12 protein-coding genes are annotated in these 13,746 nt (G+C 67.4%); all 12 read left to right on the top strand.

Annotation, left to right across the window (positions count from 1 at the left end):
- The first annotated feature begins 67 nt into the window (after positions 1–67).
- Positions 68–811 carry an HAD family hydrolase gene (locus ACQCSU_RS01360; protein ID WP_426977830.1) on the top strand — a complete coding sequence of 248 codons (744 nt, stop codon included), beginning with the start codon at positions 68–70 and terminating at the stop codon, positions 809–811.
- On the top strand, positions 808–2,010 hold the full coding sequence (locus ACQCSU_RS01355; RefSeq protein ID WP_426977829.1) for a site-2 protease family protein: 1,203 nt from the start codon (positions 808–810) through the stop codon (positions 2,008–2,010). The genes ACQCSU_RS01360 and ACQCSU_RS01355 overlap by 4 nt, the downstream gene beginning before the upstream one ends.
- A 126-nt stretch (positions 2,011–2,136) precedes the next feature.
- Positions 2,137–3,258: a tRNA (adenine-N1)-methyltransferase gene (locus ACQCSU_RS01350; protein WP_426977828.1), complete on the top strand. Its 1,122-nt coding sequence runs from the start codon at positions 2,137–2,139 to the stop codon at positions 3,256–3,258.
- Between the two features lie 81 nt (positions 3,259–3,339).
- Positions 3,340–5,142: a proteasome ATPase gene (gene arc, locus ACQCSU_RS01345; protein WP_426977827.1), complete on the top strand. Its 1,803-nt coding sequence runs from the start codon at positions 3,340–3,342 to the stop codon at positions 5,140–5,142.
- Positions 5,139–6,812: a depupylase/deamidase Dop gene (dop, locus tag ACQCSU_RS01340; RefSeq protein ID WP_426977826.1), complete on the top strand. Its 1,674-nt coding sequence runs from the start codon at positions 5,139–5,141 to the stop codon at positions 6,810–6,812. The genes arc and dop overlap by 4 nt, the downstream gene beginning before the upstream one ends.
- A gap of 90 nt (positions 6,813–6,902) precedes the next feature.
- Positions 6,903–7,106: a ubiquitin-like protein Pup gene (locus tag ACQCSU_RS01335; RefSeq protein ID WP_024365265.1), complete on the top strand. Its 204-nt coding sequence runs from the start codon at positions 6,903–6,905 to the stop codon at positions 7,104–7,106.
- Positions 7,107–7,184: 78 nt separating this feature from the next.
- Complete coding sequence (prcB, locus tag ACQCSU_RS01330) at positions 7,185–8,039, top strand: proteasome subunit beta (protein ID WP_426977824.1); 855 nt, start codon at positions 7,185–7,187, stop codon at positions 8,037–8,039.
- Between the two features lies 1 nt (position 8,040).
- Entirely contained in the window at positions 8,041–8,748 is a 708-nt protein-coding gene (gene prcA, locus ACQCSU_RS01325; RefSeq protein WP_426977823.1) for a proteasome subunit alpha, read from the top strand.
- Position 8,749: 1 nt separating this feature from the next.
- Positions 8,750–10,114 (top strand): Pup--protein ligase, encoded by a 1,365-nt coding sequence (gene pafA, locus ACQCSU_RS01320; RefSeq protein WP_426977822.1) that lies wholly within the window; start codon positions 8,750–8,752, stop codon positions 10,112–10,114.
- Positions 10,115–10,224: 110 nt separating this feature from the next.
- The gene (locus ACQCSU_RS01315) at positions 10,225–11,157 is read left to right on the top strand and encodes an FKBP-type peptidyl-prolyl cis-trans isomerase (protein ID WP_426977820.1); all 933 of its coding nucleotides are present in this window, start codon (positions 10,225–10,227) and stop codon (positions 11,155–11,157) included.
- 53 nt (positions 11,158–11,210) lie between these two features.
- Positions 11,211–11,606 (top strand): FKBP-type peptidyl-prolyl cis-trans isomerase, encoded by a 396-nt coding sequence (locus tag ACQCSU_RS01310; protein WP_426977819.1) that lies wholly within the window; start codon positions 11,211–11,213, stop codon positions 11,604–11,606.
- Between the two features lie 128 nt (positions 11,607–11,734).
- On the top strand, positions 11,735–13,741 hold the full coding sequence (locus tag ACQCSU_RS01305) for a helix-turn-helix transcriptional regulator (RefSeq protein WP_426977818.1): 2,007 nt from the start codon (positions 11,735–11,737) through the stop codon (positions 13,739–13,741).
- The last annotated feature ends 5 nt before the right edge of the window (positions 13,742–13,746 follow it).

The raw sequence follows: 13,746 nt of genomic DNA, 5'->3' as shown, positions 1-13,746 counted from the left end.
GTACCTGGTATTCGCCGTGGGCGTAGTACCGGGCGGCGAAACAACGCCGCACCGTAGACTTGAGGGCATGCGATCCTCAGCTTCCCAGCCCCTTCTCAAAGCCGCGCTATGGGACATGGACGGCACCATTGTCGACACCGAGCCGTACTGGATTGAAGCCGAACACACCCTCGTCGCCGCCCACGGCGGGCAGTGGTCGCATGAGAAGGCCACGCAGCTCGTGGGCCAGTCCCTCACGTTCTCCGCCGGGATCCTGCAGGAGGCCGGCGTCAAGCTGGAGCGCCGCGAAATCATCGACACCCTCACGGAGCACGTCATCAGCCGCGTCCGTACCTCGGTGCCCTGGCGGCCGGGGGCCCGGGAACTGCTCGATGAGCTCCACACCGCGGGCGTCCGCTGCGCCCTCGTGACCATGTCCGAGGCCCCGCTGGCCCGGGAAATAGTGGCCAGCCTGCCCAAGCCCTACTTCGACTTCCTCGTCACGGGAGACACCGTCACGCAGGGGAAGCCCCACCCCGAGGCCTACCTGTTGGCCGTCGAACTCCTCCAGCAGGCAGATCCGGAGCTCGGCCTGCAGCACTGCGTGGCGCTCGAGGACTCGGCACCCGGAGTAGCCGCGGCGGTGGCCTCCGGTGTCCTGACCGTGGCGATTCCGCACATCGTCCCGCTCCCGCCTGATCCCCGCCACGCCATCTGGGACACCCTGGCAGGGCGCACCGTGTCCGACCTCGAAGAGCTCGTGGCGCTCCGCCACGAGTTTCCGGACGCGACGTTCGGGCTGGAAAGCGCCAGCGGGAGCCTGGCCCCATGACGGACACCGGCACCCAGGGACAGCCGGGCAAGGCCGCGGATACGCGCAAGGACGGGATCCCGCTGGGCCGGATCGCCGGTATCCCCGTCGTCCTTTCCTACTCCTGGTTCATCATCGGCGCCTTCACCGTGATCGTCTACGGGCCAGTGCTCCAGCGCAACAATCCCGATCTGGGCCTCGCCGCTTTCTTCGTGGCCTTTGCCTACGCCGTGCTGTTGCTGATCTCGGTGCTGGTGCACGAACTCGCGCATGCCCTGACCGCCAAGATCTATCATTGGCCCACCGAGAAGATCGTCCTCAATCTGTGGGGCGGCCACACCCAGTTCGAGAGTTTCACGGCCTCGCCGGGCCGGTCCGTCCTGGTGGCCCTGGCCGGACCCGCCGCCAACTTCGTCCTGGCCGCGGGCGGCTGGGTGCTGCTCACCAGCGGAAACCTCAGCGGCGTAGCGGGCATCCTGGCCAACATCTTTGTCTGGGCCAACCTGCTGATCGGCATCTTCAACGTCCTGCCCGGACTTCCGCTGGACGGTGGCCGGCTGGTGGAATCCGCCGTCTGGAAGGCGACCGGCAGCCAGGAGAAAGGCACCGTGGCAGCCGGCTGGGCCGGCAGGATCATCGTGATCGCACTCGTGGTGTGGTTCGTCGCCCTGCCCTTGCTCGGCGGTGAGCGCCCGGACATTTCGCTCATGCTCATCACGGTCCTTGTGGGCAGTTTCCTCTGGATGGGCGCGACCGCGTCGATCCAGCAGGCGCGTCTGCGCGGGCGGCTGCATCTCGTGGACGCGCGCGCCCTCGCCGAGCCCGCCGTCGGCCTTCCCGAAACCGCCACGGTCGCAGAGTTGCAGGACCTGGCACGGGACTCCGCCCCGGGCGCAGCGCCCGCCGTCGTGCTGTGTGCCCAGGACGGCCGCCCCGTGGCGGTGGTCGACGCCGGCGCTGTCGCCACGGTGCCGCCCGCAGCCGCGGCCACCACGCCGCTCACGGCCGTCTCGTACGCCCTCGGCGTCGGGGCCTATGTTCCCGAATGGTCAAAAGGCCAGGAGCTGATCGAGTACCTGGCCCAGCTCGACGGCCAGGAGTACGCCGTTGTCAACGGGGACGGAACCGTCACCGGGCTGCTCCGGCAATCAACCGTCCTGGACGCCATCACCGGCAAGAATCCCCGGGGCGGCGGACGGATCTACGGCCGGAACGGGTAGAGTTACCTGCCGGCTGTGAATTTCCGGCCCTGGGCGCAAAGTCCCCAGGCACAGACCCCAAGCACAAGCAGCCGGACCGCCGGCAGATCCGCGGCCACACAGCTTTACAGGAGCGAGGAATTCTTCATGAGCAGCGACACCGCCGCCAACGCCAGCCCGGCCGACACCGGCGCAGCCAAGACCGCAGCTACCAGCACCGCGGCTACCAGCACCGCGGCGGGCCCGGCCGGCAGCCTGGGTGCCATCTCGACGGGGCCGGTCGGTGCCGCCCGCAGGCGCGGCCCGTTCCGTGAAGGGGAGCGCGTGCAGCTCACGGACGAGCGCGGACGGATGAACACGATCAGCCTGGAAGCGGGCGGCGCCTTCCACACGCACCGCGGTTTCCTGAACCATGACGAGATCATCGGCAAGCCGGACGGCTCCGTCGTGGTGAACAACGTCGGCCAGCAGTACCAGACCCTGCGCCCCCTCCTCTCGGACTTCGTGCTCTCGATGCCCCGCGGCGCGGCAGTGGTCTACCCCAAGGACGCCGGCCAGATCGTGACCATGGCGGACATCTTCCCCGGCGCACGCGTAGTGGAGGCCGGGGTCGGTTCCGGGGCGCTGTCCATTTCGCTGCTGCGCGCGGTGGGGGACAACGGCTACCTGCACTCCTTCGAACGCCGGGAGGAATTCGCCGACATTGCCCGCGGCAACGTCGAAACGATTTTCGGCGGCCCGCACCCGGCCTGGAAGATCTCCCTCGGTGACTTTCAGGAGGAAGTGGTCCGCACCGAGGCGCCGGGCTCCGTGGACCGCGTGGTCCTGGACATGCTCGCGCCCTGGGAGTGCCTGGATGCCGTCGCCACGGTGCTCGCTCCCGGAGGCGTGTGGATCAATTATGTCGCGACTGTGACGCAGCTGTCCCGGACCGCCGAGGCCATCCGCGCAGACGGCCGCTTCACCGAGCCGGACGCCTGGGAGTCCATGGTCCGTGGCTGGCACCTGGAGGGCCTGGCGGTCCGCCCGGACCACCGCATGGTTGCCCACACCGGATTCCTGCTCGTCACGCGCAGGCTGGCCGACGGCGTCACCGGCATCTCCGTCAAGCGCCGCCCCTCCAAGACCGGCTTCAACGAAGAGGACGTCAACGCCTGGACCCCCGGCGCCGTCGGGGAGCGTGCCGTCTCGGACAAGAAACTGCGCCGGGCAGCCCGGGACGCCATCGCCGGTACCAACGTCAAGGATGACCCCGACGCGACAAACTAGTCCGAATTCCGGAAGTCTTCAGCAGCACCCGGCGTCTTGGGGCTAATGTCTTAATAGAAGCGCAGGAAGGGGCTGAAGACGATGGAGACTCCGAACACCGACCCGGGCCGCACATCGGCAGACGATGCAGCGGAAACGGCAGCACGATCGGCGGTACAAGGTGCCGATGGTGACCGCTACGCCGCCAACGAGCTGTCCGTGGCCGAGCGGCAGGTCAATATCCTCCGGGACAAACTCCGGCATATTGACCGCCAGCTCGCCGCCGCGACGCAAAACAACTCTAAACTCGTGGGCATGCTGGAGGCGGCGAAGGCTGAGATCCTTCGGCTTAAGAACGCCCTCGACCAGGAGGGCCAGCCGCCTTACAGTTTCGGCACGGTGCTGCAGCTGAACCCGAAACGCCAGCCCACGGCAGGTAACAGCGGCCAGGCAGCCACCGAGGAATCGGTGGACATCTTCAATGCCGGCCGCAAGATGCGGGTGGGGATCAGTCCGCTGGTGAACATGAACCAGCTCGCGGTCGGCCAGGAAGTGCTGCTTAACGAGGCGCTGCTCGTAGTGGCCGGTCTGGGCTACGAGCGGGCCGGGGACCTTGTCACGCTCAAGGAAATGCTGGGCCCGGACCGCGCCCTCGTGGTGGGCCGCGCGGACGAGGAACGTGTCATCCGGCTCTCCGGCGCCCTGCTGGCCCAGAATCTCCGGGTCGGCGACGCCCTCTCCATCGACTCCCGCACCGGCTACGCGCTCGAGAAAATACCGCGCTCCGAGGTGGAGAACCTTGTCCTCGAAGAAGTTCCGGACATCACGTACCAGGATATCGGCGGCCTGGGACCCCAGATCGAGCAGATCCGCGACGCCGTCGAGCTCCCGTTCCTGCATCCGGATCTGTACCGTGAGCACGGGCTGAAGGCCCCCAAGGGCATTTTGCTTTACGGCCCGCCGGGCTGCGGCAAGACGCTGATCGCCAAGGCCGTCGCCAACTCCCTGGCGGCCCGGGCAGCCGAGCGCACCGGCAAGACGGACATGAAGAGCTACTTCCTGAACATCAAGGGCCCGGAGCTGCTCGACAAGTACGTCGGCGAAACTGAACGGCACATCCGGCTGATCTTCGCCCGCGCCCGGGAGAAGGCCTCCGAGGGCAGCCCCGTCGTCGTGTTTTTCGACGAAATGGACTCCCTGTTTCGCACCCGCGGCACCGGCATCTCCTCGGATGTCGAAACCACCATTGTCCCGCAGCTCCTGAGCGAGATCGACGGCGTGGAGCGGCTCGACAACGTGATCGTGATCGGGGCCTCCAACCGGGAGGACATGATCGATCCGGCCATCCTGCGGCCGGGCCGGCTGGACGTGAAGGTAAAGATCCAGCGACCCGACGCCGAAGCCGCGGCGGACATCTTCCAGAAGTACATCACCGTCGACCTGCCCTTCCACCAGTCCGACCTCGCCGAACACGACGGCGACGTGCAGGCCACCGTGGACGCGATGGTCCAGCGGACCGTCGAGGCGATGTATTCGACCGACAAGTCCAACGAGTACCTCGAAGTGACGTACGCCAACGGCGACACCGAAATGCTCTACTTCAAGGACTTCAACTCCGGCGCCGTGGTGCAAAACGTCGTGGACCGGGCCAAGAAGTACGCGATCAAGGACCTGCTCACCGTCGGCCAGAAGGGCATCCGCATCGACCACCTGCTGCGGGCCGTCGTCGACGAGTTCCGCGAGCACGAGGACATGCCGAACACCACCAACCCGGACGACTGGGCACGGATCTCGGGCAAGAAGGGCGAGCGCATCACGTACATCCGCACCATCGTCCAGGGCAAGGCGGGCCAGGAGCCCGGGAAGTCCATCGAGACGATGCCCAGCACGGGCCAGTACCTGTGACGGCACCTGCGACCGGCCGTCCGGCGGACGTTTCCGGCGGCCTGCCCGCGGGCGGCGCCATGCGGGTGATGGGCTCGGAGACGGAATACGGCATCCACGCGCCCTCCGCGCCGGGGGCCAACGCCACCATGATGTCGGCCCGGGTGATCCAGGCCTACGCCCAGGTGACGCGGCAGCGTGCCGCCGGCGGAGCGGAAACCCGCTGGGACTACACCGACGAAGAGCCGCTGCACGACGCCCGGGGCTGGACCCTGGAGCGGAGTGCCGCCGACCCGGAGCAGCTGACGGACCAGCCGCCGGTCCTGGACGCCGAGGCGGTTGCGTTGGCCTACGGCCGGGCCGAACTGGACCACGACGGCGAGGACGAAGCCGGCACACTGCTGATGAACATGGTGCTGGGAAACGGTGCCCGGCTCTACGTCGACCACGCCCATCCCGAGTACTCCAGCCCGGAGGTCACCAACCCGCGCGACGCCGTCGCCTGGGACGCCGCCGGCGACCTTGTGGCCCTGGCCGCGGTGCGGCGGCTGGCGGGCGACCCGGAACTGCCGCCGATCAACCTCTACAAGAACAACACGGACAACAAGTCGGTGTCCTACGGCTCCCATGAGAACTACCTCATGCCCCGCACCGTCCCCTTCGGTGACATCGTCCGCGGCCTGACCCCGTTTTTTGTCACCCGCCAGATTATCTGTGGCTCCGGCAGGGTAGGCCGGGGGCAGGACAGCTCCCGGCACGGCTACCAGATCAGCCAGCGCGCGGACTTCTTCGAGACCGAAGTCGGCCTCGAGACCACGATCCGCCGTCCCATCATCAACACCCGTGACGAACCGCACGCCACCGCCGACAAGTACCGCCGGCTCCACGTCATCATCGGCGACGCCAACCTGAGCCAGACGTCCAACTACCTCAAGTTCGGCACCACCGCGATGGTCCTGAGCCTGATCGAGGCCGGACTGGCCCCCCGGCTGGAGGTCCACGAGCCGGTCGGTGCACTCCAGGCCGTCAGCCACGACACCTCCCTCACGGCCACCCTGCGCCTGCTCGACGGCCGCCGGATCACCGCCCTGGACCTGCAGTGGATCTACTATGAGGCGGCCGCAAAGCACGCCCAGGACACCGGCGTCGCCGATGCCGTGGACGGCGACGGACACACCCACGCCGTGCTGGAGCGCTGGTCCGCCACCCTGACCGAACTGGGCAGCGACCGGGCTGCCGCCGCCTCCTCCGTGGAGTGGCTGGCCAAACTTTCCCTGCTGGAGGGTTACCGGGACCGCGACGGGCTGGACTGGGACAACGCCCGGCTGGGTCTGGTGGACCTGCAGTGGGCGGATATCCGGCCGGAGAAGGGGCTGTACTACCGCCTGCTCGCCCGCGACCGGATGAAGCGGATCGTCGACGACGCCACCATCGCCCGGGCGGTGACCGAACCGCCGTCGGACACCCGGGCCTTCTTCCGGGGACGCTGCGTCAGCCGCTTCGGATCCGACCTCGTCGGTGCCAGCTGGGACTCCGTGATCTTCGATGTGCCCGGCCGCGGCAGGCTCCAGCGCGTCCCCACCCGTGAGCCGCTGCGGGGTACGGAGGCCCTCACCGGCGGCCTGTTTGCCCGGCACCGGGAGGCCGGACCGTTCCTCGCCGAGCTCCTCGGGCTCAGCCCCGGTTCGTAGGAGCAAAGGCCCCCGCCGACGCCCCGGGCGTGGCAGTATTGCTACAGGATGTCCCTTCGAAAAAATAGGGACGGACAGAAGGAGAAAACAATGGCAGGCCAGGAGCAGCAGCAGCCGCAGTCGCGCGACACCGAGGTTGACGAGGACGTCCCCGCCGCCCCGCCGGCACCCGCGGAAGGGCAGGCATCAGCCGCCACGCAGGGCGTGGACGATCTGCTCGATGAGATCGACGGCGTGCTTGAATCCAACGCCGAGGAATTCGTCCGCGCCTTCGTCCAAAAGGGCGGCCAATAAGGCCGCGGCCGGCCGCCGGATGAGGGCGGGACCGGGCTTGAGGAAGTCGTTGATCCACCACGTTGAGGGAGTGCACCAGTGCAGGAAACCACAGCCAACCAGGTAGCAGCCAACGCGACGTCCTCCTTCACCGAGCACCTGCAGCGCGAGCGGCCGGGTTTACTGCCTCTCGGCCAACTGCACTTCGGCCAACTCCCCTTCGGCCAACCGCAGCCCGGAACCCTGGCGGCGAACGCCGCACCGCTTCAGGTGCCCCACGGGACCACGATCGTCGCCCTCAGCTACGCCGGGGGAGTGCTGATGGCTGGCGATCGGCGTGCCACGATGGGCAACGTGATCGCCAGCAGGCACATCGAAAAGGTTTTCCCGGCGGACCAGTACTCGGTGCTGGGCATCGCCGGGACCGCCGGGATCGCCCTCGACCTCACCCGGCTGTTCCAGGTGGAGCTTGAGCACTACGAAAAAATTGAAGGGACCCTGCTGAGCCTCGAGGGCAAAGCCAACCGGCTCGGCGCGATGATCCGCGGAAACCTGCCGATGGCCATGCAGGGACTGGCCGTCATCCCGCTGTTCGCCGGCTTCGACCTGCCGGCCGGAGTCGGTCGCCTCTTCTCCTACGACGTCACCGGCGGCCGCTACGAGGAACAGGAACACCACACGGTGGGCTCCGGCTCCATGTTCGCCCGCGGCGCGCTGAAAAAGCTGTGGCGGCCCAACCTCTCCGAACATGAAGCCGTCGCCATCGCCGTCGAGGCCCTCTATGACGCCGCCGACGACGACTCCGCCACCGGCGGCCCGGACCCGGTCCGGCGGCTCTGGCCGGTGGTCTACACCGTCAACCGTTCCGGCGCCGTCCGGGTCCCGGACCGGGAACTCGCCGCGGTGGCCGGCGCGATCATAGAATCCCGGGCCGCAGCCCAGCGGGAGGCCTGAGATGACCCAGCAGTTCTATGTATCTCCAGAACAGCTGATGAAGGACCGTGCGGATTTCGCACGGAAAGGCATCGCACGGGGCCGCTCGGTGGTGGTGGTCAGCTGCCGGGACGGGATCGCCCTCGTGGCGGAAAACCCCTCTCCGTCACTGCACAAGATCGGCGAGATCTACGACAAGATCGCCTTTGCCGCCGTCGGCAAGTACAACGAGTTTGAAAGCCTGCGCCAGGCCGGGGTGCGGTATGCCGATGTGCGCGGCTACTCCTACGACCGCGAGGATGTCACGGCGAGGGGACTGGCCAGCGTGTATGCGCAAAGCCTGGGCGCCGTCTTCACCGCTGAACAGAAGCCGTTCGAAGTCGAACTCGCCGTGGCCGAGGTTGGCTCCAGCCAGGACCAGGACCACCTGTACCGGCTGACCTTCGACGGGTCCATCGCCGACGAAAAGGGATTCGTGGTGATGGGTGGCCAGGCGGACAAGGTAGCCGAGGCCGTCGCGGCCGGCTGGCAGGGCGAGCTCGACTTCGCCGCCGCCATCCGGCTCGCCCTGGCGGGACTCGTGGCGGACAAGGAAACCACCACCCTGCCGGCGTCGGCTGTGGAAGTTGCCGTACTGGACCGCGGTTCGGAAAGCAGCCGCGGCACCCGCCGCGCATTCCGCCGCCTTGAGGACGCCGACATCGTGGCATTGCTCGCTGAGGAGGACTGAGATGGACAAGCGTATTTTCGGGATCGAAACCGAGTTCGGGATTTCCTATTCGAGCCCGGAGTCACGTCCGCTGGCTCCCGAGGAAGTGGCCCGCTACCTCTTCCGGAAGGTGGTCAGCTGGGGGAGGTCCTCCAATGTGTTCCTGACCAACGGCTCACGCCTGTACCTCGACGTCGGTTCCCATCCGGAGTATGCCACGGCCGAGTGTGACGACCTCGCCCAGCTGATAGCGCACGACCGGGCCGGCGAACTGATCCTGGACGACCTCGTGGACGAGGCGCAGGAACGGCTTGCGGCCGAAGGCTTCAACGGCACCGTGTACCTCTTCAAAAACAACACGGACTCCGCGGGCAACTCCTATGGCAGCCACGAGAACTACCTGATACCGCGCCGCGGGGAATTCTCCCGGCTTGCGGAAATCCTGATCCCGTTCCTGGTGACGCGCCAGCTCATCGCGGGGGCAGGGAAGATCCTGAAGACCCCGCATGGCGCCACGTTCGCCTTCTCGCAGCGCGCCGACCACATCTGGGAGGGCGTCTCCTCGGCCACCACCCGGTCCCGGCCCATCATCAACACCCGGGACGAGCCGCATGCCGACGCCGAGTTCTACCGGCGGCTGCACGTTATTGTGGGCGATTCCAACATGTCCGAGACGACGGCGCTGCTCAAGGTGGGCACCGTGGACCTGATCCTGCGAATGATCGAGGCCGGGGTGATCATGCGCGACATGCGGATGGAGAACCCGATCCGCAGCATCCGCGAAATATCCCACGACCTGACCGGCCGTGCCCTGGTCCGGCTCGCCAACGGCAGGCAGCTCACCGCCCTGGAGATCCAGCGCGAATACCTGAACAAGGTCACGGCGTTCGTCGCCGAGCAGGGTGCCCACAATGCGCATGTGCCGCTGATCCTGGACCTGTGGGAACGCACCCTGGACGCCATCGAAAGCGGCAACACCAGCACCATCGACACCGAGGTGGACTGGGCCATCAAGAAGAAGCTGATGGATAACTACCGCGAACGGCACGGACTGGGGCTCGACGCGCCACGGATCGCGCAGCTGGACCTGACGTATCACGACATCTCCCGCACCCGCGGGCTCTATTACCTGCTGCAGTCCCGGGGCGCGGTGCGCCGGGTGGTGGATGACACTGCGGTCAAGGATGCGGTGGATGCCCCGCCTCAGACCACCCGGGCCAAACTCCGCGGCGACTTCGTCCGGAGGGCGCAGGAACTCGGCCGTGACTATACGGTGGACTGGGTGCACCTGAAGCTCAACGACCGCGCCCACCAGACCATTCTCTGCAAGGACCCGTTCCGCAGCGTGGACGAGCGGGTGGATGCCTTGTTGGACTCTATGGGCTGATATCCAGCTTTCCACGTTATTCTGGTAGAGGCCGCCAGGCGGCCAGTGCTTTCTTTGCCGCGGGAAACCATGCGGCATCGCGTCCACCCTGCCTCGACGAAAGTTTTTAAGTGCGCCGACTACTAGCAATTCTTCTGCCCGGACTGCTGATGCTGACCGCTTGCGGCGGCGGCGAGCCTCCCGCGCCGGAGCCCACCAGCCAGTCCGCTGGCGAGACCGCAAAGCTCGACTCCGTCAAGGTGACAGAGAAGGGCGACAAGGAGGCGCCTGGTGTTGAGTTCACCAAGCCCCTGGAAGTCGCCGAACCCACCGTCAAGGTGATCACGGAGGGCAGCGGCGAGCGGGTCAAGGCCAACCAGATCGCGGAAATCTCCATCCTCGCCCTCAACGGCACGGATGGCAGCACCCTGGAAGACACCTATGCCGGTGACCCGGAGCCGCTCGAACTGAACGACGAGCTCAAGACCAGCAGCGCCGTCATCTACAACGCCTTTGTCGGCGCGAAGATCGGCTCCCACCTGGCCCTGGCCGTCCCGGGCAAGGCCGCCGCCGAGGGTGCCGAAGCCCAGCCCAGCCAGCTCCTCGTCGTCAAGGTGCTCTCCGCCAAGGAGGCTCCGAAGGTGCTGGACAAGCCCGAGGGCGAAGCCGTGACCCCGCCGGCAGGACTGCCGACCGTGAAGGACAACGACAAGGGCACCCCGGAGATCTCGGTCGCCGGCGTCGCCGCCCCGACCGCCCTCATTTCCCAGGAGCTCATCAAGGGCACCGGCCCCGAGGTCAAGGAATCCGATACCCTCACCGTCAACTACGTTGGTGTGACCCTTACCGAGGGCAAGGTGTTCGATTCGAGCTTCGACCGCGGTGAGAAGGCCACCTTCCCGCTCACGGGCGTCATCAAGGGTTGGACCCAGGGCCTGAGCGGCAAGACCGTGGGCTCCCGCGTCCTCCTGGTCATCCCCAAGGACCTCGCCTACGGCGACGAAGGCCAGGGCGACGCCAAGGGCGACCTCGTCTTCGTCGTCGACATCCTCGGCGTCAAGTAACCCGCCGCCTTCCCCACAACACTCCAGCCCAAGCCACGCAAGAAGGAGCACCCATGTCATTTGGACAGCGCAACATCGACCGCCAGAAGCCGGAAATCGACTTCCCCCAGGGCGACGTTCCCACCGAACTCGTCATCACCGACCTGATCGAGGGCGACGGCGCCGAGGCCAAGTCCGGCGACACCGTCTCCGCCCACTACGTCGGGGTGGCCTGGTCCACCGGCGAAGAATTCGACGCCTCCTGGGGCCGCGGCGCACCGCTGGACTTCCGCGTCGGCGTCGGCCAGGTCATCCAGGGCTGGGACCAGGGCCTGCTGGGCATGAAAGTCGGCGGCCGCCGCCGGCTGGAAATCCCCTCCGAACTGGCCTACGGTTCCCGGGGCGCCGGCGGGGCGATCGGCCCGAACGAAGCCCTGATCTTCGTCGTCGACCTCGTCGCCGTCCGCTAGCCAGGCAGCGCCGGTCCGGGGAACCGGACCGCAATAAAACAACAGAGCGCGGTAACAATCGGAATCCACTTTCCGGCTGTTACCGCGCTTTTGTCATTTTCCCGCAGGGACTTTAGTAGCCTTGCGGGGTGTCCGCCTCACGTACAGAACGCCTCCTGAACCTGCTCATCGCCCTGCTCAACACCGAGTACGGGCTGCGCCGCAGGGAGCTGCGCGAAAAGGTCTACCACGACACCACGAGCAGCGACGTCGCCTTCGGTCGGATGTTCGAGCGCGACAAGGGCGAGCTGCGCCAGTTCGGCTTCGAGGTCGAGACGTTGACGGACAGGGGCTGGGGCTCGGACGACCCGGCCACCACCCGGTACCGGATCGGCAAGGAATCCAACCGCCTGCCGGACGTCAGCCTCACGCCCGAAGAGTGCACGGTCCTGATCCTGGCGGCCCAGCTCTGGGAACACGCCGCCCTCGGCTCCGCCGCCCTGGACGCGGTGCGCAAACTCCAGGCAGCCGGCGGACTGCTCTACGCCGAACTTCCGGCCGGGGTCCAGCCACGCATCCGTCCCGCCGGGCAGGCCTTCGAGGACCTCGTTGCCGCCATGCATGCCCAGCACCCGGTCGGCTTCCGCTACCTCGCCGGCAGCACCGGCAAGGAAGAGGAACGGCTGGTGGAGCCCTGGGGAATCGGCAGCCGCTTCGGCCAGTGGTATCTCGTCGGACACGACAGGACCCGCGGGGACAAGCGCTTCTTCCGGCTCTCCCGACTGGCCTCGGCTGTGACCGTGCTCGAGAAGGAAGCCTTCACCCCGCCGTCCGGATTCAACGTCCGCGCCGAACTTGCGGGGCTGGCGGAGCTGCCGGTCCGCACCGCCGTCGTCGACGTCCAGCACGGCAGGCTGCTGGGACTGCGCAAACGGGCCGTGGCCGGTTCGTCCGACACGCCGTCGGCCGTGGCCGGTGCGCAGCAGCCCGGGGCGAGGGACCGGCTCATGGTGCCGTTCCGGGACGCTGAGACCCTCGGCGAGGAACTCGCCTCCTATGGCCCCCGGGTGAAGGTTGTGTCCCCGCCCGAGCTTGTCACCGCCGTGCGGCGCCGCCTGTCCGCCGCCGCGGACTTCGCCGCCGCACCCGTCCCGCCGGTCATCTTCCCGGCCGCCGGCGCCGGTAACGCCAAGCACCGACGCAAACGCACCTCCGAGGACCAGCTCAAGCGGATGCTCCAGCTGGTCCCGTTCCTGGTGCACAACCAGGGCCTGCACATCAGCGAGGTTGCTGCACGCTTCGGCATCACCCGCAAGGAACTCGAGGAGGACCTGCGGATCCTGATCTGCTCCGGCCTGCCGGAGGGGTATCCGGACGATCTGCTGGATATCCAGTGGGACGACGACCACGTCTTCATCACCCAGGACCTGGACCTCAACAGGCCTGTGCGCTTCACCGTGGAGGAAGCCTGTGCGCTGCTGACCGGCCTGGAGACTCTCAACGGACTGCCCGAGCTCGCCGAGGGCAGTGCCCTGGAGTCCGTGACGGTCAAGCTCATGGCCGCGGCAGGGGAGGAGGGGCTGAAGGCAGCGTCACTGTCCGGCCCCGAGGTGGGCCCGGACAACGCGGCGACCCTTGATACGGCGCGGGAAGCCATCAGGACGGGCGCACAGCTGCGGCTCCGGTATTTTTCCCCGCAGAACGATTCGGTCTCGGAACGCGATGTGGATCCGCTGCGGCTCTATTCGCTGGACAACACCTGGTATCTCGAGGCCTACTGCCACTCCGCCCGGGGCCTGCGCAACTTCCGGCTGGACCGGATCGAGGAACTGCACCCCAACGGCAGCCCGGTGTCAGCGACGGCCAAGCCGGCCGGCAGTTTCCCGGTGAAGCTTTTCACCCCGAACGACGACGACACGGTGGTCGTCGTGGAACTGACCCGCCGGGGCGTCGGCCTCGCCGATGACTACTACGCCGAACGAACCGCGCCGCTGCCGGACGGCGGCCTGCTGGCCGAGATCCGCTTCGGGAGTCCCGACTGGCTGCCGATGTTCGAGGCCCAGCACGGCGGGACCGCCCGGATCCTCCAACCGGAGGCTCTGGCGGACAGTGCACGGGACTGGGTCGATGCCGCACGGGCCCAATATGAAGACTGAGCAGT

Source organism: Pseudarthrobacter sp. O4 (assembly GCF_050157025.1).
Taxonomy (GTDB): Bacteria; Actinomycetota; Actinomycetes; order Actinomycetales; family Micrococcaceae; genus Arthrobacter.
The sequence above is the reverse complement of the archived record's forward strand: the minus strand, read 5'-3'. Positions and strand labels throughout refer to the sequence as shown.

What these genes read in the sequence shown, in the direction of transcription:
- ACQCSU_RS01360 (WP_426977830.1), top strand. Translation starts at nt 68, where the DNA reads ATGCGATCCTCAGCTTCCCAGCCCCTTCTCAAAGCCGCGCTATGGGAC.
- ACQCSU_RS01355 (WP_426977829.1), top strand. Translation starts at nt 808, where the DNA reads ATGACGGACACCGGCACCCAGGGACAGCCGGGCAAGGCCGCGGATACG.
- ACQCSU_RS01350 (WP_426977828.1), top strand. Translation starts at nt 2,137, where the DNA reads ATGAGCAGCGACACCGCCGCCAACGCCAGCCCGGCCGACACCGGCGCA.
- arc (WP_426977827.1), top strand. Translation starts at nt 3,340, where the DNA reads ATGGAGACTCCGAACACCGACCCGGGCCGCACATCGGCAGACGATGCA.
- ACQCSU_RS01335 (WP_024365265.1), top strand. Translation starts at nt 6,903, where the DNA reads ATGGCAGGCCAGGAGCAGCAGCAGCCGCAGTCGCGCGACACCGAGGTT.
- prcA (WP_426977823.1), top strand. Translation starts at nt 8,041, where the DNA reads ATGACCCAGCAGTTCTATGTATCTCCAGAACAGCTGATGAAGGACCGT.
- pafA (WP_426977822.1), top strand. Translation starts at nt 8,750, where the DNA reads ATGGACAAGCGTATTTTCGGGATCGAAACCGAGTTCGGGATTTCCTAT.
- ACQCSU_RS01310 (WP_426977819.1), top strand. Translation starts at nt 11,211, where the DNA reads ATGTCATTTGGACAGCGCAACATCGACCGCCAGAAGCCGGAAATCGAC.